Raw genomic sequence first — 22,465 nt, 5'->3', positions numbered from 1 at the left:
ACCGCATGATTAAAATTTACGACACCATGACCCGCAGCCTACGTGAATTTGTGCCCATTGAAGAGGGCAAGGTTCGCATGTATGTCTGCGGTCCGACGGTTTATAACTATATCCATGTCGGCAATGCCCGCTCAACAGTAGCTTTTGACACAGTTCGTCGCTATTTTGAGTATCGGGGATTTGAGGTCAATTATATTTCCAATTTTACAGATGTAGATGATAAGATTATCCATCGCGCCAAGGAAGAAGGCATCACACCAAAAGAAGTGGCGGACAAGTATATCGCGGCTTTTCGTGAGGATGTATCAGCTTTGGGTGTTAAGCCGGCTACTCAGCATCCGCGCGTGATTGACTTTATGGAGGCAATCATTGACTTTGTGCGGACTTTGGTGGACAAGGGCTACGCCTATGAGTCAGAAGGCGATGTCTATTTCCGAGTGGAAAAATCTCACAATTATGCCAAACTAGCCAACAAAACCTTGGCAGACTTGGAGTTGGGTGCTTCTGGTCGGACAGATGAGGAGACTGCTCGTAAGGAAAATCCGGTGGATTTTGCTCTCTGGAAGGCAGCTAAGCCGGGCGAGATTTCTTGGGACAGCCCTTGGGGAGCAGGTCGTCCGGGCTGGCACATCGAGTGTTCGGTCATGTCGACGGAGATTTTGGGTGATACTATTGATATCCACGGTGGTGGGGCAGACCTAGAGTTTCCTCACCATACCAATGAAATCGCCCAGTCAGAGGCCAAGACTGGTCAGACTTTTGCCAACTACTGGATGCATAATGGCTTTGTCAACATTGACGATGTTAAGATGTCCAAGTCTCTAGGCAATTTTATCACTGTTCACGATGCCCTCAAGACAATTGATGGTCAGGTGCTGCGTTTCTTCTTTGCTACCCAGCATTATCGCAAGCCGATTAATTTCACAGAAAAAGCTGTTCATGATGCAGCGACTAATCTCAAGTATTTGAAGAATACCTATGAGCAGCCTTTCACGGGTCAGGCTGACTCTGATCAGCTTCAGGCCTTTCTGGACAAGTTTACCGCCGCTATGGACGAAGACTTCAATGCGGCTAACGGTATCACGGTTGTCTTCGAGTTAGCTAAGTGGATCAACTCTGGCAATTACACCTCTGAAGTCAAGGCAGCCTTTGCCAAGCTCTTAGAAGTTTTTGGTATCGTCTTCGTAGAAGAAGTCTTGGATGCGGACATTGAGCGTTTGATTGAGGAGCGCCAAGCAGCGCGGGCTAATCGAGACTTTGCGACTGCAGACCGTATTCGGGATGAATTGGCCGCTCAGGGCATCAAGCTTTTGGATTCTAAGGACGGAGTGAGGTGGACACGTGACTGATGTCAACCTGATTAACGGTATTGCCCTCGCCTTTGAGGGAGATGCTGTCTACTCCATGTATATCCGGCGTCACCTGATTTTTCAGGGGCTCACTAAGCCCAATCAGCTGCACAGGGAAGCGACCAAGTACGTCTCTGCCAAGGCTCAGGCTAATCTCATCTCTCTCATGCTGGAAGAAGGGATTCTGACGGAAAAGGAAGAGGATATTTACAAGCGTGGCCGCAATGCCAACAGCCACACCAAGGCTAAGAATACGGACATCGTCACATACCGTATGTCAACCGGCTTTGAGGCAGTCATGGGCTATCTGCATATGACTGAATCTATTGAGCGACTGGAAGAGTTGATTGGTTGGTGTATTCGGAAGATAGAGGCTTCGTTCTGATTCTGAAAGGAACTAATTTATGAGTGATTTCTTACAATTTGATAATTTTAATTTCAAGTTGGCTATTATTCAGGAGTTAATGTATGAACAAAACGTGCTTGAGCCACGATTTAACGTTTACAGTTTTTGTTAATCTGAGAAATTATCTGTAGATCCAGAAGACTTTGATGAGACACCAATTCCTGAAGTAGAGACTTATTTCAAACAGTTGGAAATACCTAAAGAGTATGCGCAGAATGTGGAAAGTCTCTTCTTTGATGGAGGCAATGATATCTATGCGCAATTAATCCCTTTATGGGATGGTGAAGATGATCAATTTGATTTGGGAAATGTGAGTGAAAAAGAGCTATCACAGTTTTCGAATTTAAAAACCATCGACGGAACGATCTTTCCATTTTCTAAAGAAGTACGTGATTTATTTGAATCCAAAGGAATTGGGATTGAAGAATAATTTCTAAATTTTCCTATGCTAAATTTTTTAAAAATTACTATGAAAGTTTTAATATTTAGCAAATTTTTAAATCTTAACGGTGTACTACTTGTAAAAAAAGTTTTTTTACGCTAAAATTATATTTAGCTAGGAGTATATATGAAGTATCTTTTGTATCATGCAACAAATAAAGTGAATGCTGATAAAATAAAGGATGAAGGATTTTGTCCTAAGCCAGAAATTCGATTTCCATTGGTAAAAAGAGAAGGTGCAAACCCAAGAATGGTTTCTAGGGTTAAAAAGAAGCCCGGAAGCTTAGGCTATGGTTCCTATTTTTTTTCTTCAAAAGTTCTTACAGAATTATATAGAAAAGAAAAAATATTGGTAGAGGGTTCTTGTATATTGACCGTTTCTTTGGTATTGGATGATAATCAGGAAAAGTGCGTTCTTGATTTAACTGATGAAGAAACACTTGACTATTTTTTAGAATATAAGGAGAGAATAGTTTCTCAGCCTAATTATCAAGATTTAGAAAAAGTTTTTCGTAATGATAATCAGTCTTCCTTAGAAGGGGCGCTTGTTGAACATTTTATTAAGGATGTTATCAATGCGCAAAGCACTTCGCAACATGCTATATTGGTTAAAGCAATGACTGTTTCGCAAATAAAAGGATCAAATCGTTCATATGTTGCAAATGGTTTTGAATATTGTATTAGAGACAATCAGGTATTAAAGACGGTCTCGTTGATGTAGTGGAGAGGTAAAGATGATAAAATTGAGTAAAATTATAGATAAAGAGGCTTATAAAAGCTTCTTGGATGACTTAATAACGGAAGAGTACGTTGATGGCCTTATTAAGGAATACTCTGAGGAGCAGTATGAAGAAATTGAATGTTTTGAAAAAAATCTTACATTTAAAACATCCACTGGTCAAGATTATACTTTTGATAAATCATTTGTTGAGCTTGGGGGTTCTGTTCTGGAGTACGAAAATTCTATCCAAATTAATCATCGTAAATTAGAAGCGGAATTTGTTCAAGTTACTGAATTTGAGACACATTGTGAAATGAGAGATCATAATACTGGTTTGGCCGCATAGTAATAGAAAATGAAGGGATTAATAATGGAACGGGTACCTATCGAATTTGAAGGATATAGAATTAATAGTATTGATTATTCTGTATATGAAGAAGGGTTAAGTGAAGACAAAGATAAGGGGAAGTTACAAGTTAAGTCTTTGTTGACAGAAGATAGAAAAAATGCACAATTAATTATAAAAACAACAGTAAATGATGAGAATAATAACAGGAAATTGATAATAGAATTGTCAGGATTTTTTACTGTTCATGATATAGAACGTGCCGAAGAGTTCTTGAGCGTAAATGGAGTAGCTATTCTTTTTCCTTATGTACGAAGCGTTGTATCTATAATCACATCATTGGATAATGAAAATGCGGTTGTTTTACCTACTATAAATTTCACGAAACCATCATCTGAGTAAAGTTTCCTTATAAATATATAAATTACAGATAGTAAGAAGGGCTCTATAATTTCTGTAGTGGGTAAAACCATTGTAGGAATTATAGAGCCGTTTTTTGATACGTATATTGGCTTGGTAATTCCCATATACACAAGCACGATGTCTCCAGAAAACAGGTAAATTTTGTAGAAGAGTGTGTTTAAAACTTTAAATATATTGTTTGAGTTCTTTCCAGCTACCTTGCTCGGGATTAGCTCATCTCCGTTTTCGTGGTTCCTGACCTGCTAGTTAAATCATGCATGGTATTCTGCTCGATTGTGGGAAAGCATTCAATAGATGCTTGAGTTAAGGCTATGAGCACCCAGACTTCAACTTAATTTTTGCTAGTAAGATTGGGGAATGAAGTTGATATCTACTGAGATAGCGTTCGTCAAACATTTTAGTAAAAAGCGGGAGATTGAAATTTCTAAAAACTTATTTTCAGAAAAGTGTTGACATGTTTTCTGAAAAGGAGTAGAATGGCTCATGTTTTTAAAGGAGGAACTTATGTTTTCCAAGTTAAAAGGATTTTTTATTGGGCGCCCATTAAAATCCGGTAAAGAAGGAGAGGATGGTCATTTATTGACCAAGATGCAAGCCTTGGCTATGCTCTCCAGTGACGCCTTATCTTCTATTGCTTATGGACCAGAACAGGTTGTTTTGGTCTTAACTTCTGTTTCTATTGGCGCCATTTGGTGGTCGCTTCCCATAGGAATTGTCGTATTGGTGCTACTAGCGAGCTTAACGGTTTCCTATCGTCAGGTTATCCATGCTTACCCTCAAGGAGGTGGAGCCTATATGGTGACGACAGAAAATCTATCTCCAACGGCAGGTTTGATTGCCGGCGGAAGTTTATTGGTAGACTACATGTTGACAGTGGCTGTTTCGGTCGCTTCTGGAGCGGATGCGATTACCTCTGCAATTCCCATTTTACATCCTTACAATTTACATATTTCCATTTTCTTAGTTCTCTTGTTGATGCTAATGAATCTTCGAGGACTAAAAGAGTCGGCTACTTCCTTGATGATTCCTGTCTATCTTTTTATTGTCAGCACCTTGCTATTGATTGCTTTTGGTTTTGTGCAAATCCTGACAGGAAACCTAGACTATCATGCAACCGCGCAGATTGGTACGCCGATTACTGGAGTGAGTTTGATCTTATTGCTCCGTGCCTTCACCAGCGGCTCTGCTTCCTTGACAGGAGTGGAAGCTATTTCCAATTCGGTCCCCTTTTTCAAGAAACCGAAGGCTCATAATGCTGCAACCACCTTATCGATTATGGCTTTAATCCTAGGAATCATGTTTGCGGGCATTACCTTCTTGAATTATTGGATTGGCATCGTGCCTGTCAAAGGTGTAACGATATTGGCTCAGATGGCACAAGCGATTTTGGGAAACTCTCCCCTTGGTCGCATCTTGTTCTATGCTTTCCAATTGTCAACAGCTTTGATCTTAGCAGTGGCAGCCAATACAGGCTTCTCAGCCTTTCCTATGCTCTCCTATAATATGGCTAAGAACAAATATATGCCACATATGTACATGGAAAAAGGAGATCGTCTGAGCTATTCTAATGGCATTTTCACTTTGGCGTTTGGAGCGATTGCTCTTTTGTGTATCTTTGAAGGAAATACAGAGCGCTTGATTCCCCTGTACACCATTGGTGTATTCGTACCCTTTGCTCTCTCACAGACTGGTATGGTTGTCCATTGGAAGAAAAAATATGGAAATAATTTCTTGGGTCATTCGATTGCAAATATCCTTGGTGCGATCATTTGCTACGGGATTGTTCTTATTTTGCTCTTATTTCGTCTCAGAGATATCTGGCCCTTCTTCCCTATTATCATCGTCTTGACTTGGCTGTTCTTATCTATTAAACAGCACTATAATAGAGTTGCAAAACAGCTGAGATTGCAGGATCACATCGAGCGTCAGAACTACACTGGCAATACAGTAATTGTCCTAGTCGGGAATGTCACCCGAGTCAGTGTTGGTGCGATGAGCTATGCTCGCAGTATCGGGGATGAAGTCGTAGCAATGCACGTTTCAACAGCGGAGACTGCTGAAAAGGATGCCGAAGTCGCCGAGGAGTTTGCTGACTACTTCCCAGATATTCGCTTTGAGACAGTCACGACTAGCTACCGCAATATCATCAGTCCCACAGTCCAGTATGTGATTAAGGTGGCCAAGCGAGCCAAAAAAGAAGGCCAAACAGTGACGGTCCTAGTACCTCAGTTTATACCTAAAAAGAGATGGCAAAATGTCCTGCATAACCAGATGAGCTTGAAATTGAAATACTATCTGAAATGGTATGAGGATGTTGTGGTTGCAAGCTATTCTTATCACTTAAAAGAATGAGCGATCGCTTTTGATTAATGAGAAAAAGAGTTGAAGATTTTTCAACTCCTTTTATTATTTATTGGAAATAGCGCAGAGCTAATTTGCTTGCACCTTTTGGTAATTCTCGTAAAATTCTACCTTAATCCTAATAAAGGTTTCCAAGTCTCGCAGGAGCTGCAGGAGTATGGCGCGGGTTTCAAATTCCTGGCGGGTCTTAGGGAGCGGCCGCTCGCGAAATACGGTCAAATAGTTGTCAATCTCGTCCAAGAGGTCTCGGGCGGGATTTTCTTGGCTCAGCTGCTTAGCGGTCTGGGAGAAGAGGCGGGCTAAAATCAAGCTTTCACTGGCTGCTAGATGGCAGTTATTAATATTGCTGGCCATGTCTTGCAGGATGTGGTTTTGGGCCTGCCGCATTTCAAAATAGTGGATATGGTAGTTGGTCTGGTGAAAGAGGTGGTTGGAGTGGTCCAGATAGACCAGCTGCAAGGCCTGCTGCAAAATCTTGTCCAGCTCCTTAATCAGAGCTGCATCATTTCGGCCGTCTCCAGCTTTTAAGAAATATTCAAAGCGTAGCAAAATCTTTTTCAGCTGTTCCTCCACTTGCTCATGGTAGCTGTCAATTTCTTGCTGGCGCGAGGGCATATAGAGATTGGCTAGCAGAGCAAAGCCAGTTCCAATAAGAAATAGAGCTAGCTCATTTCCAAGCAGTGACCAGGAGGTGGATTTTTCTAAGAGCAGATGGGTGACCAGGACGGTACTGGGGGTAATGCCGATTTCCCAGCCAAGCCGAAAGGCCAGAGGTACATAGAGCGCGATATAGATGGCCAATGCTCCGAGATGAAAACCTAGAAAGTGAAAAGCCAGGCTTCCGATAGCCAGAGCCAGCAGGGTAGATAAAAAGCGATTGCCAGCTAGCTTTGCAGTACTGCGGCGGGTATCGGTCACGCTGAGGATGGCAATAATTCCGGCTGAAGTTGAGTAGGCCAGACCTAAAAAGTCAGCCAGCCAAGCAGCTAAACAGGTAGCCAGTACCAGCTTGATGGTGCGTTGGAGAAGAGACATGAGTAAGAGTTTCCTTTTTTAGACTTCTTTTTATTATAGCACGACTAATGGGGAATCTTGGGGACTGCTGATTGCTTTTTATCAGAGCAGAATTCTGTCTCGCCCGAGTAAATCCTGCCGCCATTTTTTCGCCTTTGTGTTATACTAGTCCTATGGAAAAAAACGATATTGTCTACGGTGTGCATGCGGTGACAGAGGCTCTCGCAGCTAACACTGGAAATAAACTCTACATTCAAGATGACCTGCGTGGTAAAAAGGTCGACAAAATCAAAGATTTAGCAGCAGAAAAGAAGGTCTCCATCTCATGGACGCCTAAGAAAACCTTGCAGGAGATGACTGATGGGGCAGTTCACCAAGGCTTTGTCATGCGAGTGGCGGAGTTCGCCTATACTGACTTCGAGGTGCTGTTGAAAAAAGCAGAGCAGGAAGACAATCCACTCTTATTGATTTTGGACGGACTGACTGACCCGCATAATCTGGGTTCTATCTTGCGGACGGCTGACGCGACCAATGTAGCGGGAGTCATCATTCCCAAGCACCGGGCAGTCGGTGTGACACCAGTCGTAGCCAAGACTTCAACGGGTGCCATTGAGCATATTCCCATTGCCCGTGTGACCAATCTCAGCCAGACTCTGGACAAGCTCAAGGAAGCTGGTTTCTGGATTTTCGGTACAGATATGCAGGGGACGCCTTCTCATAAGTGGAATACAACTGGAAAGCTGGCCCTCATCATCGGCAACGAAGGCAAGGGGATTTCAAGCAATATTAAAAAGCAGGTGGACGAGATGATTTCCATTCCCATGAATGGCCATGTCCAGAGCCTTAATGCTAGTGTCGCAGCGGCTATTCTCATGTATGAAGTCTTTCGCAATCGCCTATGAAAAGAAAAATCTTACTGGTGGACGGCTACAATATGACGGCCTTTTGGCGGGAGACTCGTCCTTACTTTAACCGCGGAGAACTAGATGCCGCACGAACGATTCTGCTTCAGAAGCTCAGTAATTATGCCAGTTTTGAAGGACTGGAAGTTATCTGCGTCTTTGATGCCCAGTATATGCCGGGAGTCCGGCAGACTTATGAGGAGTTTAATGTAACGGTCGTTTTCACTGAAGAGGAGGAAACGGCGGATGACTATATCGAGCGCTTGGCAGCTGAACTCAATACACCCAAAAATCAGGTGTCGGTTGCGACCAGCGATCTCAATGAGCAGTGGACTGTCTTTGCCCAAGGGGCTTTGAGAGTTTCCGCTAGAGAGCTAGAGAAGCGAGTGGCTGTTACCAAATCAGACCTCAATAAGCTGAGCGGACAAATCAACCTGCAAAGACCGCCCTTGCGACCGATGGACAGCCAATCTTTGCGCGATTTACAAAAAATGATGGAGAAAAAAGATGACCTTTAAAATTTTAACCGATTCAACAGCAGACCTGCCAGAAAACTGGATCCAGGAAAATGATGTGCAGGTCCTAGGCCTGACCATTCAGCTGGATGGCCAAACTTATGAGACAGTTGGTGCGGACAAGCTGACCAGCCAAGAACTTCTGGACAAGATGGAGTCCGGCAGCAAGCCGACTACCAGCCAGATTAATGTCGGCCAGTTTGAAGATGTCTTTCGAAGCTATGCCAAGGAAGAGACACCAGTTCTCTATGTAGCCTTTGCTTCGGCTCTATCAGGTACTTATCAGAGTGCTGTCATGGCACGGGAGATAGTCTTAGAAGATTTTCCAGATGCACTGATTCGTATCATTGATACCAAGGCGGCTTCTATGGGTGAAGGACTTTTAGTCATGAAGGCGGCAGAAGCTAGAGCGGCAGGCCAGACCTTGGAGCAGACAGCGGACCTGATTGAGAGCTTGGTGCCTAAGGTCAAGACATATTTTCTGGTTGATGACCTCAATCACCTCATGCGGGGAGGTCGGATTTCCAAAACTGCTGCGCTTATGGGGAGTTTGGTCAATATCAAGCCGATTATCGCTGTCAGGGGAGATGGGACTCTGGACTCGGTCGCTAAGGTTCGCGGCAAGAAGAAGGCGCAGGCAGAAGTAGTCCGCATGACTCTGGAAGGAGTTGCTGACCCGCGGGTGGTTATTGCCTATGCAGGTGCCAAAGAAGTTGCTGAGAGTCTAAAAGCCCAGCTGCTGGAAAGCGACCAAGTAGAGGAAGTTCTCCTCATGCCTCTGGGACCTGTCATTTCTACCCATACTGGTCCTGGAACTTTGGGACTCTTTAGTATTGCCCAAGACATTCAAGACTAAGAAAACATGAAATCGCTATTTCATAAATAATTGCTTCAAATCTATTGCTTTTGCCTACTATTTTTGATATGATAGTAGGCGGTATTGTTTACCCCATTTGTAAGGCCCCGGAACCTTTCAAATAACTCGCGGACCGGAACATCCGCCCTGTAAACAAAAACGATATTCATAGGAGAAATCATGAACAAAACAACATACATGGCTAAGCCAGGTGAAGTTGAACGCAAATGGTATGTAGTGGACGCTACTGATGTCCCTCTTGGACGCCTTTCTGCTGTTGTAGCAAGCGTACTTCGCGGAAAAAACAAACCAACCTTTACACCACACACTGATACAGGTGACTTCGTAATCGTTATCAACGCTGAAAAAGTAAAATTGACTGGTAAAAAAGCGACTGATAAGATCTACTACACTCACTCTATGTACCCAGGTGGATTGAAACAAATCTCAGCAGGTGAGCTTCGCTCTAAGAATGCTGTTCGTTTGATCGAAAAATCTGTTAAAGGTATGCTTCCGCACAATACTCTTGGCCGCGCTCAAGGTATGAAGCTGAAAGTATTTGTAGGCGCTGAGCACACTCACGCTGCACAACAACCAGAAGTTCTTGATATTTCAGGACTTATCTAAGGAAAGGAACAAATAAGCTATGTCACAAGCACAATATGCAGGTACTGGACGTCGTAAAAACGCTGTTGCACGCGTTCGCCTTGTTCCAGGAACTGGTAAAATCACTGTAAACAAAAAAGATGTTGAAGAGTACATCCCACACGCTGACCTTCGCTTGGTTATCAACCAACCATTCGCAGTTACTTCAACTGCAGGTTCATACGACGTTTTCGTTAACGTTGTAGGTGGTGGTTACGCTGGTCAAGCAGGAGCTATCCGTCACGGTATCGCTCGTGCTCTTCTTCAAGTAGACCCAGACTTCCGCGATTCATTGAAACGCGCAGGACTTCTTACACGTGACTCACGTAAAGTTGAGCGTAAGAAACCAGGTCTTAAGAAAGCTCGTAAAGCATCACAATTCTCAAAACGTTAATCAATACGATTATATCAACGTTTACAGACATTCAAGAATTATTTCTTGGATGTCTTTTTTGTTTCAAAAAATCAAAGTTCACCCCAAAATTCACCCCATATTCACCCCATCAATTTTTTAAACTACGAAAAGCAATATCACCTACAGTCTGATTGACTTTATCTTTGATATTAACGTAAGTTTTTGTAATCTCTTTATCACTATGAGTAAGAGCTTCTGAGAAGGCTTCAAGAGAAACACCTGCTTGTTTAGCAAGAGTAGCACCAGTATGTCTTAGTTTGTGTGGTGATGCTGGTGCTAATTCGGGATGTCTTCGTCTGACTGATTTCATCTTGATAAAACTTAAAATTTTTCTAATTATAACGAAGCATAGTCAAAAAGCTATGACCTCTATATTCACAAAAAAATCCAGACCAATACTAGTCCAGATTTCTTGTCTATTAAACATTCTTTTCAAAGAATGGAAGAACGGCTGTAACGGCTTTGTCAACGCAATTATTTAACTGTGAGAATCCGACGCACATAAATTTTAAATGGCGTCTCAGTCACATTTAAATTTATGAGACGCTTAGACGTTAGGCTTTCAATTTGTCAAATTTTGCTTTGACATTTGCCTTGAATTCTTCAAGTTTAGCCTTGCGTTCGGCTTTACGTTCAGCCTTCATTTGTGCACGTGCCTGGTTGTAGAGGTCTTCTTGGACTTGCAGAGCTGCTTCGATTTCGGCTACGACGGTTGCTACATCCCAACGCACGATTTGGGTGTCGTACTTGGTGAAGTAAGCATCGATGACTGCTTCGTTGTTTTCTTGCACCAAGGCGACAACGGCTGTTTCGCCGTCGATCAATTTTTGAGACACAACGTCAATCAAGCCAGCTTCTGCCGTATCAACGGTATCACCAGCAGCCAAACCATAGAGGCTGCCAATACCATAACCAAACAAGACGCCGATAGGACCACCCAAAAGCCCGATAACTGCACCGAGCAAGCCACCTTCTAGGGTTGCATCCGTCGTTGAATCTTCAAAGTCATAGCGTTCTTTTTCAACGATGTGACCGTTTTCATTTTTGACCAAGGCGATTTGAGCAACCTTGGTCGTCTGAGTTTGGCGGAAAGCCTTCAAATCCGCAAAGGACTGATAAGCTTCGCTTTCAGTGTTAAAGACTGAAACTACTAGGTTTTCCATAGTTAGTACCTCTTTTCTAAATATATACGTTCATTATAATACAATTTCAATCACTTTTCAATCATTTTAGTGCGACATTTTAATTGATATGTCGCGTTTATCAGCGTCAAAGAACAGTTTCAGGCAGCGGTATATCTTTGCCATATCCCAGCCCAGACACTCTGGCGACTCTGAGTGATTATCAAGAAAGGCGTCCAGCAACATCTTAAAGCCTCCCGTGCAAAAAGTAAATAAATAGTGTTTTTCCTGTATGCCTGTCACACGGCTAAAAGACCGCTTGACCAAATCTTCCAGAAAATTATAGCAGATATTATGTACCAGCTCTGTGTAGCGAGTCTGATGAGCGTGCCGAATCACATCGACACTTTTATAGAATCTGCCAACTGTTTCCTTATGGTCGAATCCTTGAAAGAAGTCGCTTTATTCGTCGGTCAAGACAATTAATTTGGCTGGTGCAACTGATTCGCCAAGCTATGAACAAGCAATTATTACCTTTTGAAAGCAAAAATGGCAATTATGAAGGTGAAGCTACTCAGGTCTTAGTTCTTCTATCCAATTACTATGCAGACAAAAAACTATTTGATGAAAATACAGATGAATATGGAAATATCTTGATTTTAAAGGATTCATCCATCATTTCTAAATTATCGGCTATCCCAGATTTATTAAAAAGGGGATCTAGTAGGTAACAATAATATCGAATATATCAAAGTACGCAATATTAGGATTTCTTCAGAGGTTGAGTTAGAGTCAGATGTTGATGGGGATAAGTCGGATAATCTGCCAATAGATATAAAAATACTAGAAAACAGGCTTGAAAAAGGCTCGTAAAGCTAGCCAGTTCTCTAAACGTTAATTCGTTGCTGGACAGCAGAATACAAACGAAAACACTTTGCATCTTGCAAGGTGTTTTTTTCTATGAGAACTGGCGGTGCGCAATTAGGATAGCTCTAGCGACTTTAGTCGCATAGAGATATGCTATGCACAGTTGCCTCAAGAAAACAATGCTTCTTGGTCCACCCTGTTAGACAAGCTTCAAAACCAAGGAATCCAACAGATTTCTCTTGTAGTTACAGATGGCTTTAAGGGGCTTGAGCAGATTATCAGTCAGGCTCACCCATTAGCTAAACAACAATGTTGCTTAATTCATATTAGTCGAAATCTAGCTAGTAAAGTGAAACGAGCAGATAGAGCGGTTATTCTGGGGCAATTTATAATGATTTATCGTGCTGAAAATTTAGAAATGGCAGGACAAGCTTTAGAGGACTTTCTCGCCGAATGGAAACCAAAGTATAGGAAAGTCATGGAAAGTCTGGAGAAGACGGATAATCTTTTAACTTTTTATCAGTTTCCCTACCAGATTTGGCACAGCATGTATTCGACAAACCTCATTGAGTCTCTTAACAAAGAAATCAAACATCAAACGAAAAAGAAGGTTCTTTTTCCTAATGAGGAGGCTCTGGAACGTTACTTAGTTACGTTGTTTGAAGATTATAATTTCAAGCAAAGTCAACGAATCCATAAAGGGTTTGGTCAATGTTCTGATACACTTGAAAGCTTATTTAATTAACACTCCGTAACTCTACTTAAGTGTTTACACATAATTATTTACAGTATCAAAAAATAAAGTATATTGTTTTCATCATAATATAATTAAATATCAGTATAGAGAATTTTATCTATATATCAGATATCAGCAATTGCTTTTGCTGTCATTTTTCGCTACAATAGTTACAAGGAGGAAATAAACATGTTAAAAGAAGTATTAAACGTCGCAAAAGTTGCGAAAAAATCATCTCTCTTCTTAGGAGGGGTAGCATTTGGGACGCTTGGCTTGAAAGTCTTAGCAAGTAAAGAAGCTAAGAAAGGCTATTCTAAGGCCTTGGCTAAAGCTTACAAATTGAAAGATGGACTGGATGCATCTGTTTCTGTTGTAAAACAACACGGTGATGATGTTTTACAAGACGCTAAATATTTATACGAACAGGAAAAGAAAGAAGAACAATTAGATAGCCTGACAGGTGAATAATATGTCTTTTAAAGTGCTACACAGAGGATATCAACATATCCGATTATCGTCCTCGTTTTCACTGACCTTGGATATTCAAGATTATCTTCGTTCCTTGGCTAAAGATGAAAAAGGGATCGACTCTATTCAGTTTTATATGGATCAGCAGCACTTTACTCTACGTATGAAAGAAGGCTTCTCTGTATTAGAAAATGCAGAGGCCTTTTTAAAAAAAATTGACAAGGGGAAAGTTTCGGACTTGATGACTCTTCCCATTCGTAGAGAAGAGAGTGCTTATTCAATTGTATCGGGTGCAGCGATTAAGCGTTTGCTGTTTCGAAGTTTTGTACCCTACCCTATTCGTTATATTTGGACTTGTTATCAGGCTTTGGGTTATGTCAAAGAAGCCTATCAAACTTTAGCGCGCAAGGAACTAACCATGGAGGTCTTGGACTGTTCGGCCATTTTGTTGTCCTTGTTTATGAACCAATCCAAGACAGCTAGCAACATCATGTTTATGCTTGATTTGGGTAATCATCTGGATCAGTGGTCTTTAAAAAAAACAGCAACAGATTTGGAACAAAGCCTTCTTGCTAAAGAAAGTGATGTTTTCTTAGTGCGGGGAGACATGGTCATCAGCATCAAGAGTTCTGATGTTCAAGTAGGTGATGTATTAGTTGTCTCCCAAGGTAATGAAATCTTGTTTGACGGCCAAGTGGTTTCAGGATTAGGCATGGTCAATGAGAGTTCCTTGACTGGAGAGAGCTTCCCTGTTGAAAAGAAAGAGGGAGATTCTGTATGTGCGAATACTGTTTTGGAAACAGGAGAGTTAAGAATTCGTGTGACTGATAATCAGATAAACAGTCGTATTTTGCAACTCATCAATCTGATGAAAAAATCTGAAGAGAGTAAGAAGACAAAACAACGTCATTTTATTAGGATGGCAGACAAGGTTGTAAAATATAACTTCTTAGGTGCTGGTTTGACTTATCTGTTAACAGGTTCGTTTTCAAAAGCCATTTCCTTTTTATTGGTGGATTTTTCATGTGCTCTAAAAATATCCACACCTGTAGCCTACCTTACGGCCATAAAGGAAGGTCTAAATCGAGAAATGGTTATTAAAGATGGTGATGTATTAGAAAAATATCTGGAAGTGGATACTTTCTTGTTTGATAAAACGGGTACCATCACGACGAGTTATCCTTTGGTTGAAAAGGTTCTTCCTTTCGGAGATTATACTGAGAAAGATATTTTAAGAATAAGTGCATGTTTGGAGGAACATATCTATCATCCTATTGCCAATGCAATTGTTAAACAAGCTGAAATTGAAGGCATTGAACACGAAGAAATGCATGGCAAGCTTCAGTATGTTGCAAGCAAAGGGATTAAATCGCAAATTGATGGTCAATCGGTTGTCATTGGAAATTATGTACTAATGCAAGACGAACAGGTAAGAATTAGTTCTGAGCAGCTGGCCTTGATTGAGCAATATAAGACTCATTACAATTTATTGTTTTTGGCTTATAAGAAAGAATTAATTGGGATGTTTTGTATCCACACTCCCTTGAGAAGCGAGGCGAAAGTTGCATTGAAAAAGCTAAAGCGCCAAGGGAAAAAACTGATTCTGGCAACTGGTGATACGTTGGCTAGAACAGAAGAGTTGGTTAAAGATCTGCCATTTGACAACGTTTATACTGATTTAAAACCAGATGGTAAGTTTCAGTTGGTTCAGGAATTACAGAAAGCTGGCCGAACTATTTTGATGGTTGGAGACGGGTTAAACGACTCTGCTGCCTTGACGCTTGCAGATATTGGGGTTGTGATGAATGAAAGTGCTGATATTTCTAAGCAGATGAGTGATATTTTATTATTAGATAATCGTTTAGATTTCTTCGAGGAATTGAATTCTTTATCTGAATCGTTGCAGAAATTAATTCAAAGAAATATTCAAGAAACAGTTGTAATAAATGGAAGTTTAATTGGATTTGGGTTGTTAAATTGGTTAAGCCCATCTAATCTTTCGATATTGCACAATCTGACTACTTTAAGAATCGTCCTTCGTAGTCTTTCTATTAAAAGTAGGTAAGAGACCGAGAAGCTGAGGTTATAAAAACTAAAAGGAGTTGTCTCATTTGAGAATAACGGCTCTTTGTCAACTGTAGTGGGTTGGTGGAAAATTATACCCTGGAGAGGACCAAATTGGTTCTCTCCTTTTAAATATTGAAAAAACCATTGGCAGTGGACATACTTTAAGACTATATATTTCTGAAACTAGTTTCACAATACAAATATTGACATGCAATTATTAATTGGTGGATTTTAAGTTGACATCTACAAAGGTTAATGTTAAAATACATTCAAAAATATATTTGAATGAGGTGCTTTATGGTTCAAAATGTTGTTACTTCAATAATCCTGTATTCTGGGACAGCCGTAGACTTACTTATTATCCTAATGTTATTTTTTGCCAAAAGAAAAAGCAGAAAAGACATCATTAACATCTATTTAGGACAATTTCTAGGCTCTGTTAGTCTAATATTGCTAAGTTTACTTTTTGCATTTGTCTTAAATTATATTCCTAGTAAAGAGATTTTAGGTTTGCTCGGTTTGATTCCAATTTTCCTAGGACTCAAAGTTTTGCTTTTAGGAGATTCTGATGGAGAAGCTATTGCAAAAGATGGTTTGCGCAAAGATAATAAAAACCTGATTTTTCTAGTCGCTATGATTACTTTTGCAAGTTGTGGTGCTGACAATATTGGTGTTTTTGTCCCATATTTTATTACCTTAAATTTAGCGAATTTGATAGTGGCTTTACTTACCTTTCTAGTCATGATTTATCTCTTGGTTTTTTCTGCCCAAAAATTGGCACAAGTCCCTTCTGTTGGAGAAACTTTGGAAAAATATAGCAGATGGTTTATTGCCGTTGTCTATTTAGGATTGGGGATGTATATCCTGATTGAAAACAACAGCTTTGACATGCTAAGGGCTGTGTTAGGCTAGGAGAAAAAATTATGAAAAAAGATAGTATCTGTCAAGTGGATGTTATTAATCAACAAAATGTTACAACCGCAACGAACTACCTTGAAAAGGAAAAAGTCCAAAAATCACTTCGCATTTTATCAAAATTTACCGATAATAAACAGATAAATATCATCTTTTATCTCCTTGCTGTTGAAGAACTCTGTGTCTGTGATATAGCCTATTTACTAAATCTCAGTATGGCATCTGCCTCCCACCATCTTCGTAAACTAGCCAATCAAAACATCTTGGATACTAGAAGAGAGGGGAAAATTATATATTATTTTATAAAAGATGAGGAAATCAAAGACTTTTTTAATCAACTAGGATAACAACTATTTTTACTACTTTATCATGATTATATATAGGACTTATCTATGAAATTTTTTGATGAAAATTACTCACAAAAAAGACTACTCGTAGCAAATGTTTAAGAAAAAAGTATAATTTAAAGCAAAGCGACCTAGGTAATGCAGGTCAAGTTAGCCAAGTTGAAAAGGGAGAAATCTGAAAGAAAATGTATCTTTGATAGTAGTCATTTATTGTGAAATATGATATATTTATTGATTAGATGGATGAATATTTCTAAAGTTAAATAAAATATGACAGATACATGCTTTTTAGTGTATCTTGTTTGTACTCAAAATATGAAGTGACTATCCAATATTTAAGATTAATAAATATTATACGATGAGATAGAATACTACAAAATGAAAGGCAATGTAATCCGATGAAGAAAGATAGATTAATTGCATTGACAGATGCTGTTCTAGCAATTATTATGACCATTTTGATTTTAGAGTTAGAAAAACCAACGACACCAAGTCTTCAAGCTTTTTGGGATTTACGGCAAAATTTCTTTGCTTGTTTTCTTTCCTTTTTCTGGTTGGGATCGTTATGGATGGCACTAAACACATTATGGGAAAAGGTTGAGAAAATTTCCTCAGAAATTATTTGGTGGAATTTGTTTCTACTCTTGGAGCGGCAGGAGTTCTCTTTGGAGAATTTCATGCCATCCAAGATACCAGTCTGAATGATGTGGTGGACCGGATCTATATAAATGTCAAGGATTTACCGTTTCAGTCCTTGGGAGCTTTAGCTAATATCCTGTCTGATATTAAGAAGGGACTGATTCAAGACAGTCATATCTGGTCTTTCTTCCAGTCATTTTTCAAACAATATCAGTTGATAATCAGCTTAAATCAGATCTATCAGTTTGTCTATCTTTCTCTGATGGAGATCATGTCCTATCTTCACTTTGATTATTGGAAAAAAACGGCTCGGTCAGGAGCTAGTATGAATAAGGAGAACAAATGAAACGTTTAAAAATGTTATGGCATATTATGCAGGTTACGGGTTTTACTCGGTTTGCTCTGAGTTTTGTGACCTTTGTTTTTGGGTCAGGAGGCGTGCTTTTCCTAGTTGAACCTGCTATCACAAATTACGGAGACGGTCTTTGGTATGCTTTTGTGACTTCGACGACTGTCGGCTACGGGGATCTCCTAGCTGTGACCTTGATTGGAAGGATTACCAGTGTCTTCTTGACGATTTATGGGCTCATATTTTTTGGCTGTTTATCAGCTGTTATTTTTAATTATTATACCAATTTAAATAAGGAAAGAGGAGAGGACAAATGACTGCCAATTATTCAACACGGGAATACCGTGAGAAATTATACGATGACCTTCATGTTCGATTGAGAGATACAGCGATTTTGATGTGTGCAATTTTTATTGCCTCTATCGGACTAAATATGAATTCAACAGCTGTCATTATAGGAGCCATGTTGATTTCACCTCTCATGACACCGATTGTTGGACTGGGATTCGGTTTAGCTATTTTTGATACGCGTTTAATCAAGCAATCTCTAGAGGTTTTATTGACTCAAGTGTTGGTCAGTTTGCTTGTCTCGACTCTGTATTTCTGGATTTCTCCCTTGTCTTATGCAAGTAGCGAGTTGATTGCACGAACCTCTCCAACCATTTGGGATGTCCTCATTGCTATTGCTGGTGGGATTGCTGGTGTGATCGGTTCAAGGAAAAAAGAAGCAAACAATATCGTGCCAGGAGTAGCCATTGCTACAGCTCTGATGCCGCCTATCTGTACTGCTGGCTATGGTTTAGCTAATGGGAATGTACGATTTTTATTGGGGGCTCTCTATCTTTTCTTGATCAACTGTGTCTTTATCATGCTAGCCAACATTGTTGGAACAAGAATTTTGATGAGAAAATCTCCTTTAACTTCATTTAAAGAGCTGAGCATTAAAATGAGAATTGGCTTGATATCTTTGATTGTATTGTTGATTCTTCCAGCTAGCTATTCGGCAGTTACTCTGACAATAGAACAAGCGCGCAAAGAAGGGATCAAACAGTTTGTAGGAAAAGAGTTCGCCAATTATACGGTTATTAATCAAGTCTACAAGTCAAGTAACAATGAATTGGTCTTGACGGTTGTTGGAGATCCGATTTCAGAAGAAGAATTAGAAACACTCCACCAAAAACAAGCCTCTTACGGTATTCAATCTGTTCAATTGAAAGTGAATCAAGTTCAGAACTCGCCAACATTAGATAGTGAAGCGACCAAGGAATTTTATGAAAACATTGACAAGTATATTGATCAAAAACTCTCTGAAAAAGATTCACAAAACGATCTCGTAAAAGAAAATGAAGCAGACAAGGATTGAGGACAATGAACTGAATCGGTTTTTACGCCGTGTTTTTCTTGTATCTTCCTCTTTCTTACTTATAGCAGGTTGTTTTTGCTTGAATAAGAAATAAATTAGAAGTTCTATCATCTAAGAAAAATGATGAACAAAAAATCATTTAACTAATGGTGTGAACGTTTAGTGTTTATCAGCTCCATTCTCTGTAATTTTGGGGGTAAAATCCACACCATTCGGATAAAATTAGTTGAATTTGATTGGAAAAAAGCTTTTATAAAAGCGGAGAAAAGTCTTGATATTACGCTGTTTTTAGTCCAACTGAAATTCATACTTTCCAAACCAGGTCTTAAGAAAGCTCGTAAAGCGTCACAATTCTCAAAACGTTAATCAATACGATTATATCGATATTTCAAAGCACTCAAGAGTTTACCTCATGGGTGCTTTTTTCGTGTTTTTTGAAAAAGTTCACCTCAAAATCCACCTTAGTTTTACCTTAATCTTGAATATTCTTTTGTTAATATTCTTTTGTGTTATAATGTAGAAAAGATATGACAAAACAAAAGTATTGGTTTAAATTCTGTAAATTTCACTTTGTGTAAAGATGAGAAAATTTGAATGTAGATAATGATGGGAGATGTTTTGCAATGATAAGTTTAGAGTTGATGTCTGAAGAAAATAGTATAGATGTATATACTTTTGAAAAAGAAAATCAAGAGTATTTTGAGCAGAATTTACCTCCTAGACCAGGTAACTATTTTGATCCAGAAAGTTTTAAGGAAATTACAAGGGAATTGTTAACGGAACAAGCAAATCATGACATCTACATGCATCTTATTAGAGATTCGCAAGGTGCTATGGTCGGAAGAATCAATTTAAGTGTTTTAGGGAATGATAGAAAAACAGTAGAACTTGGATATAGGATTGGAGAAAATTACACCAATTTAGGCTATGCAAGCGAAGCGGTTAAACTCGTTTTAGAAAGGGCGTTTCATACTTATGGTTTAAATAGAATCATTGCGGGAACAGCAACGGATAATCTGGCCTCTAAGAGAGTGCTTTTGAAAAATGGTTTCACTTTTATTAGGATCATAGAAAATGATTTACAGATTAATAATGAGTGGGTGCATACAGCAGTATTTGAGATAACGAATCAATAACATCATCATTCCCAGTTTGTTGATAGGACTGATGGAGTTATCAACCTTTACAGACATTCAAGAATTTTCTCTTGGATGTCTTTTTTGATGTAAAAAGTCATTTAATCTAAAAATACACCAAGATTCAAAATCTTGGTGTATTATCTTTTTTTAGACAATTGTTCTCTAAAAAGTTTTGTCATTTGTTTTTGTCCGGCAGCAGTACCTAGAGCTTCTTTGCTTATTTCTCCTTTAAATATTTGTTCCATTAAAAATAGGTAAGCCTCGCCTAAAGCAGTTGTAATTAATCCAGCAGTAGTTCCAGAAATCGTTCCGCCAACTGCTGTTCCTACTCCGGGAATAAATTTGAGTATATTGGAGACAATTGTTTTTCCAAGGAATGTTGCTCCCCCAGATCCTAAAGTTGAGGATACAAAGGCGGTTAGAAAAGTTTTATTTATATCAAGCCCAAATATTACAGTAATGCCAGTAATCATGCTTATCTGGGTCGGCACAAGCATGAAGGCATCCGCAAATGGAACTGGTGCGAAACCTTCACCAAAACTTGCTGCTACTGCAGTTGCAATGACTGCCCTAGCATGTTTTTTTTTAGATTCCAGAGATACTTTTTGGATATTTTGCAGTGTATCCTGTAGTTCAGTTGGCAAGACTTCAGACATAACATCAATCAGAGTATCTAATCCAAAAGCTTTAGCGACATATTCCTCATCAAAATCCATATCTTGAGCTAAAATTGGCACAACTTTACAAACATCTAAGTTTTCCTGCTCAACATGAGCTTTCATTTCTAGTGCTTTCTTCTTAGGTACAGATTGAGTAAGGACAACGATGATTGGGACCTTAGACTGTTTATTCTTCTCAGAAAACTCTCTGAGCCATTCCACTTCCGAACTATCGAAAGTACGGTTTGAACCGACGTTAATACAATACCAAATGCAGTGAATGGCCTCATTGATATCATTAGAAGAGTAACCGTTGTTAATTAGTTTAATGACTTCATCTTTGACACCCTCCTGTTGGGTATATGACAATTCAAAGCCAGGTGTATCGTAAATAGCCAAAGGATATCCGGTTTTTTCAATTTTGCGAATTTCCTGAGTTACTGGTCGGCCTAGTCCAGTATCAGCAAAATTCCCTCTAAACAAACTGTTAATTAGTGTGCTTTTGCCAACACCTGATTTGCCAATGACGATGATGTTTAATCTTTTTAAATTATTAATTTTATCATTAATCGCGTTGAGACATTGCTGCGCAATATTATCTGTATTGATTTGCATTATCTTCTACCTTTGTTATAGTCAGATTTTTTAACTAACGTGTCCTTCCCATCAAAACTAGTTTTTAGATGATTGGTTAGTGTTACTTGTTTTTTATATACATAATTCCTAGTTTTTTTCAATACTCTAGGCAGAAGAACTGTAGAGGCTAAAATTAAAGCTCCGCTTCCTAAGATATATTTGACTTTAGAAGAATTTCTTTTTTTGTTACCTTTTGTCTTTGACATAATATTTCTCACTAATATGATATTTAAAATAATTATATCATATAAGAAATTAAAAGAGTCAATTTAATGATTTTGTTTATCTCTTTGTTTTAAAGCTTTTAGAACAAGTTCTTCGATAGAAATTGAAGTAATGTTAGCAGAGATCTATTAGTTGTAATGAAGAGGGGGCAAAGATATTGAAGATAGAAAAGTAGTTATGTGGCTTTCAGCTTTACCCGGCAGATGGGTGTCAGATTGCACAAAGGCCTGCTCAGCTAGAGACCTCGGATAAGTTTCAAATCACGGAGCCGCTGCCTGCTAGTCAAAGGCAGGCTTACGAGACATTTCTAGCTCAGGCTGGTATTGATGTGGCGGCTATTGAGTGGGTAGAGTCGGAGGCAGGTCAGATCTATGTCTATGATGTGAACACCAATACCAACTATAATCCGACAGCAGAAGAAAAAGCAGGAATTTTTGCCCATCAGCACTTGGCAGAATATCTAAAGAACGAGCTGGCAGCATCCTATCCAGAATAAATTTAAAACAAACAAAAGCTTTCCGTTTAGGAGGCTTTTTGTTT

General features: G+C 39.4%; 26 protein-coding genes and 5 pseudogenes. 25 read left to right on the top strand and 6 right to left on the bottom strand.

From position 1 onward, the window contains the following. The first annotated feature begins 5 nt into the window (after positions 1–5). The 7 genes and pseudogenes from cysS (at position 6) to K1J09_RS06595 (ending at position 6,038) form a co-directional block, all read left to right on the top strand. Positions 6–1,349, top strand: coding sequence for a cysteine--tRNA ligase (gene cysS / locus K1J09_RS06625; RefSeq protein ID WP_223323581.1), 1,344 nt, complete (start codon positions 6–8; stop codon positions 1,347–1,349). After that, entirely contained in the window at positions 1,342–1,734 is a 393-nt protein-coding gene (locus K1J09_RS06620) for a Mini-ribonuclease 3 (RefSeq protein WP_062201056.1), read from the top strand. Before cysS ends, K1J09_RS06620 begins: the two co-directional genes overlap by 8 nt. 19 nt (positions 1,735–1,753) lie before the next feature. Then, positions 1,754–2,185: pseudogene (locus K1J09_RS06615) on the top strand (DUF6892 domain-containing protein). 138 nt (positions 2,186–2,323) lie between these two features. Continuing rightward, positions 2,324–2,917 carry a hypothetical protein gene (locus K1J09_RS06610; protein ID WP_002916471.1) on the top strand — a complete coding sequence of 198 codons (594 nt, stop codon included), beginning with the start codon at positions 2,324–2,326 and terminating at the stop codon, positions 2,915–2,917. 13 nt (positions 2,918–2,930) lie between these two features. Next, complete coding sequence (locus K1J09_RS06605) at positions 2,931–3,263, top strand: hypothetical protein (protein WP_002916470.1); 333 nt, start codon at positions 2,931–2,933, stop codon at positions 3,261–3,263. A 9-nt stretch (positions 3,264–3,272) separates the two neighbouring features. After that, positions 3,273–3,665, top strand: coding sequence for a protein-export chaperone SecB (locus tag K1J09_RS06600; RefSeq protein ID WP_002916469.1), 393 nt, complete (start codon positions 3,273–3,275; stop codon positions 3,663–3,665). 525 nt (positions 3,666–4,190) lie between these two features. Then, positions 4,191–6,038, top strand: a complete 1,848-nt coding sequence (locus K1J09_RS06595) for an APC family permease (protein ID WP_125332112.1) — start codon at positions 4,191–4,193, stop codon at positions 6,036–6,038. A 78-nt stretch (positions 6,039–6,116) separates the two neighbouring features. Here the strand turns inward: K1J09_RS06595 and K1J09_RS06590 are convergent, their stop codons facing one another. Continuing rightward, on the bottom strand, positions 6,117–7,082 hold the full coding sequence (locus K1J09_RS06590; RefSeq protein ID WP_223323575.1) for an aromatic acid exporter family protein: 966 nt from the start codon (positions 7,080–7,082) through the stop codon (positions 6,117–6,119). Positions 7,083–7,234: 152 nt separating this feature from the next. Here K1J09_RS06590 and rlmB point away from each other — a divergent pair, with 152 nt between their 5' ends. From rlmB to rpsI, 5 genes are all read left to right on the top strand, one after another. Beyond that, the gene (gene rlmB, locus K1J09_RS06585; protein ID WP_061592508.1) at positions 7,235–7,963 is read left to right on the top strand and encodes a 23S rRNA (guanosine(2251)-2'-O)-methyltransferase RlmB; all 729 of its coding nucleotides are present in this window, start codon (positions 7,235–7,237) and stop codon (positions 7,961–7,963) included. After that, entirely contained in the window at positions 7,960–8,481 is a 522-nt protein-coding gene (locus K1J09_RS06580; protein ID WP_002902298.1) for an NYN domain-containing protein, read from the top strand. Before rlmB ends, K1J09_RS06580 begins: the two co-directional genes overlap by 4 nt. Further along, the gene (locus K1J09_RS06575; RefSeq protein ID WP_002922382.1) at positions 8,471–9,334 is read left to right on the top strand and encodes a DegV family protein; all 864 of its coding nucleotides are present in this window, start codon (positions 8,471–8,473) and stop codon (positions 9,332–9,334) included. The genes K1J09_RS06580 and K1J09_RS06575 overlap by 11 nt, the downstream gene beginning before the upstream one ends. Positions 9,335–9,514: 180 nt before the next feature. After that, positions 9,515–9,961, top strand: coding sequence for a 50S ribosomal protein L13 (gene rplM / locus K1J09_RS06570; RefSeq protein WP_002893769.1), 447 nt, complete (start codon positions 9,515–9,517; stop codon positions 9,959–9,961). Between the two features lie 19 nt (positions 9,962–9,980). Beyond that, complete coding sequence (gene rpsI, locus K1J09_RS06565) at positions 9,981–10,373, top strand: 30S ribosomal protein S9 (protein WP_002893764.1); 393 nt, start codon at positions 9,981–9,983, stop codon at positions 10,371–10,373. A 109-nt stretch (positions 10,374–10,482) separates the two neighbouring features. Here rpsI and K1J09_RS06560 read toward each other — a convergent pair whose 3' ends face one another. From K1J09_RS06560 to K1J09_RS06550, 3 genes are all read right to left on the bottom strand, one after another. After that, the gene (locus K1J09_RS06560) at positions 10,483–10,704 is read right to left on the bottom strand and encodes a tyrosine-type recombinase/integrase (RefSeq protein ID WP_002893762.1); all 222 of its coding nucleotides are present in this window, start codon (positions 10,702–10,704) and stop codon (positions 10,483–10,485) included. Between the two features lie 244 nt (positions 10,705–10,948). Next, entirely contained in the window at positions 10,949–11,557 is a 609-nt protein-coding gene (locus K1J09_RS06555; RefSeq protein ID WP_002893760.1) for a DUF1269 domain-containing protein, read from the bottom strand. A gap of 66 nt (positions 11,558–11,623) precedes the next feature. Beyond that, entirely contained in the window at positions 11,624–11,914 is a 291-nt protein-coding gene (locus K1J09_RS06550) for a hypothetical protein (RefSeq protein WP_037614148.1), read from the bottom strand. Here K1J09_RS06550 and K1J09_RS06545 point away from each other — a divergent pair. The 12 genes and pseudogenes from K1J09_RS06545 to K1J09_RS06490 all read left to right on the top strand — a co-directional run. After that, positions 11,908–12,051, top strand: a pseudogene (locus K1J09_RS06545) (IS982 family transposase); the annotation flags it as partial. The gene K1J09_RS06550 and the pseudogene K1J09_RS06545 overlap by 7 nt on opposite strands. A 3-nt stretch (positions 12,052–12,054) precedes the next feature. Next, positions 12,055–12,388: pseudogene (locus K1J09_RS06540) on the top strand (diacylglycerol/lipid kinase family protein); the annotation flags it as partial. Positions 12,389–12,536: 148 nt separating this feature from the next. Next, positions 12,537–13,127 (top strand): annotated as a pseudogene (locus tag K1J09_RS06535) (IS256 family transposase); the annotation flags it as partial. 180 nt (positions 13,128–13,307) lie between these two features. Next, positions 13,308–13,586 carry a DUF6110 family protein gene (locus K1J09_RS06530; protein WP_002893755.1) on the top strand — a complete coding sequence of 93 codons (279 nt, stop codon included), beginning with the start codon at positions 13,308–13,310 and terminating at the stop codon, positions 13,584–13,586. A 1-nt stretch (position 13,587) separates the two neighbouring features. After that, positions 13,588–15,651, top strand: a complete 2,064-nt coding sequence (locus tag K1J09_RS06525) for a heavy metal translocating P-type ATPase (protein WP_002893754.1) — start codon at positions 13,588–13,590, stop codon at positions 15,649–15,651. Positions 15,652–15,950: 299 nt separating this feature from the next. Next, a complete protein-coding gene (locus K1J09_RS06520; RefSeq protein ID WP_002908712.1) occupies positions 15,951–16,565 on the top strand; it encodes a CadD family cadmium resistance transporter in 615 nt (204 codons plus the stop codon). A gap of 11 nt (positions 16,566–16,576) precedes the next feature. After that, positions 16,577–16,915, top strand: a complete 339-nt coding sequence (gene cadX / locus K1J09_RS06515; protein ID WP_002908713.1) for a Cd(II)/Zn(II)-sensing metalloregulatory transcriptional regulator CadX — start codon at positions 16,577–16,579, stop codon at positions 16,913–16,915. A gap of 398 nt (positions 16,916–17,313) precedes the next feature. Next, positions 17,314–17,616, top strand: coding sequence for a TMEM175 family protein (locus K1J09_RS06510; RefSeq protein WP_002916459.1), 303 nt, complete (start codon positions 17,314–17,316; stop codon positions 17,614–17,616). Then, entirely contained in the window at positions 17,541–17,900 is a 360-nt protein-coding gene (locus K1J09_RS06505; protein ID WP_000397555.1) for a hypothetical protein, read from the top strand. The genes K1J09_RS06510 and K1J09_RS06505 overlap by 76 nt, the downstream gene beginning before the upstream one ends. Then, positions 17,897–18,220, top strand: coding sequence for a potassium channel family protein (locus K1J09_RS06500; RefSeq protein ID WP_000825751.1), 324 nt, complete (start codon positions 17,897–17,899; stop codon positions 18,218–18,220). The genes K1J09_RS06505 and K1J09_RS06500 overlap by 4 nt, the downstream gene beginning before the upstream one ends. Then, entirely contained in the window at positions 18,217–19,266 is a 1,050-nt protein-coding gene (locus K1J09_RS06495; protein ID WP_000126416.1) for a DUF389 domain-containing protein, read from the top strand. The genes K1J09_RS06500 and K1J09_RS06495 overlap by 4 nt, the downstream gene beginning before the upstream one ends. Positions 19,267–19,889: 623 nt before the next feature. Then, the gene (locus tag K1J09_RS06490; protein ID WP_002916458.1) at positions 19,890–20,402 is read left to right on the top strand and encodes a GNAT family N-acetyltransferase; all 513 of its coding nucleotides are present in this window, start codon (positions 19,890–19,892) and stop codon (positions 20,400–20,402) included. Between the two features lie 140 nt (positions 20,403–20,542). Here K1J09_RS06490 and K1J09_RS06485 read toward each other — a convergent pair whose 3' ends face one another. After that, positions 20,543–21,679 (bottom strand): YcjF family protein, encoded by a 1,137-nt coding sequence (locus tag K1J09_RS06485; RefSeq protein WP_002920214.1) that lies wholly within the window; start codon positions 21,677–21,679, stop codon positions 20,543–20,545. Continuing rightward, the gene (locus tag K1J09_RS06480; RefSeq protein ID WP_223323573.1) at positions 21,679–21,906 is read right to left on the bottom strand and encodes a hypothetical protein; all 228 of its coding nucleotides are present in this window, start codon (positions 21,904–21,906) and stop codon (positions 21,679–21,681) included. Before K1J09_RS06480 ends, K1J09_RS06485 begins: the two co-directional genes overlap by 1 nt. Positions 21,907–22,106: 200 nt before the next feature. Here K1J09_RS06480 and K1J09_RS06475 point away from each other — a divergent pair. Further along, a pseudogene (locus K1J09_RS06475) lies at positions 22,107–22,421 on the top strand (ATP-grasp domain-containing protein); the annotation flags it as partial. Positions 22,422–22,465 lie beyond the last annotated feature (44 nt).

The organism is Streptococcus sanguinis (genome assembly GCF_019928825.1).
Taxonomy (GTDB): Bacteria; Bacillota; Bacilli; order Lactobacillales; family Streptococcaceae; genus Streptococcus; species Streptococcus sanguinis_L.
The sequence above is the reverse complement of the archived record's forward strand: the minus strand, read 5'-3'. Positions and strand labels throughout refer to the sequence as shown.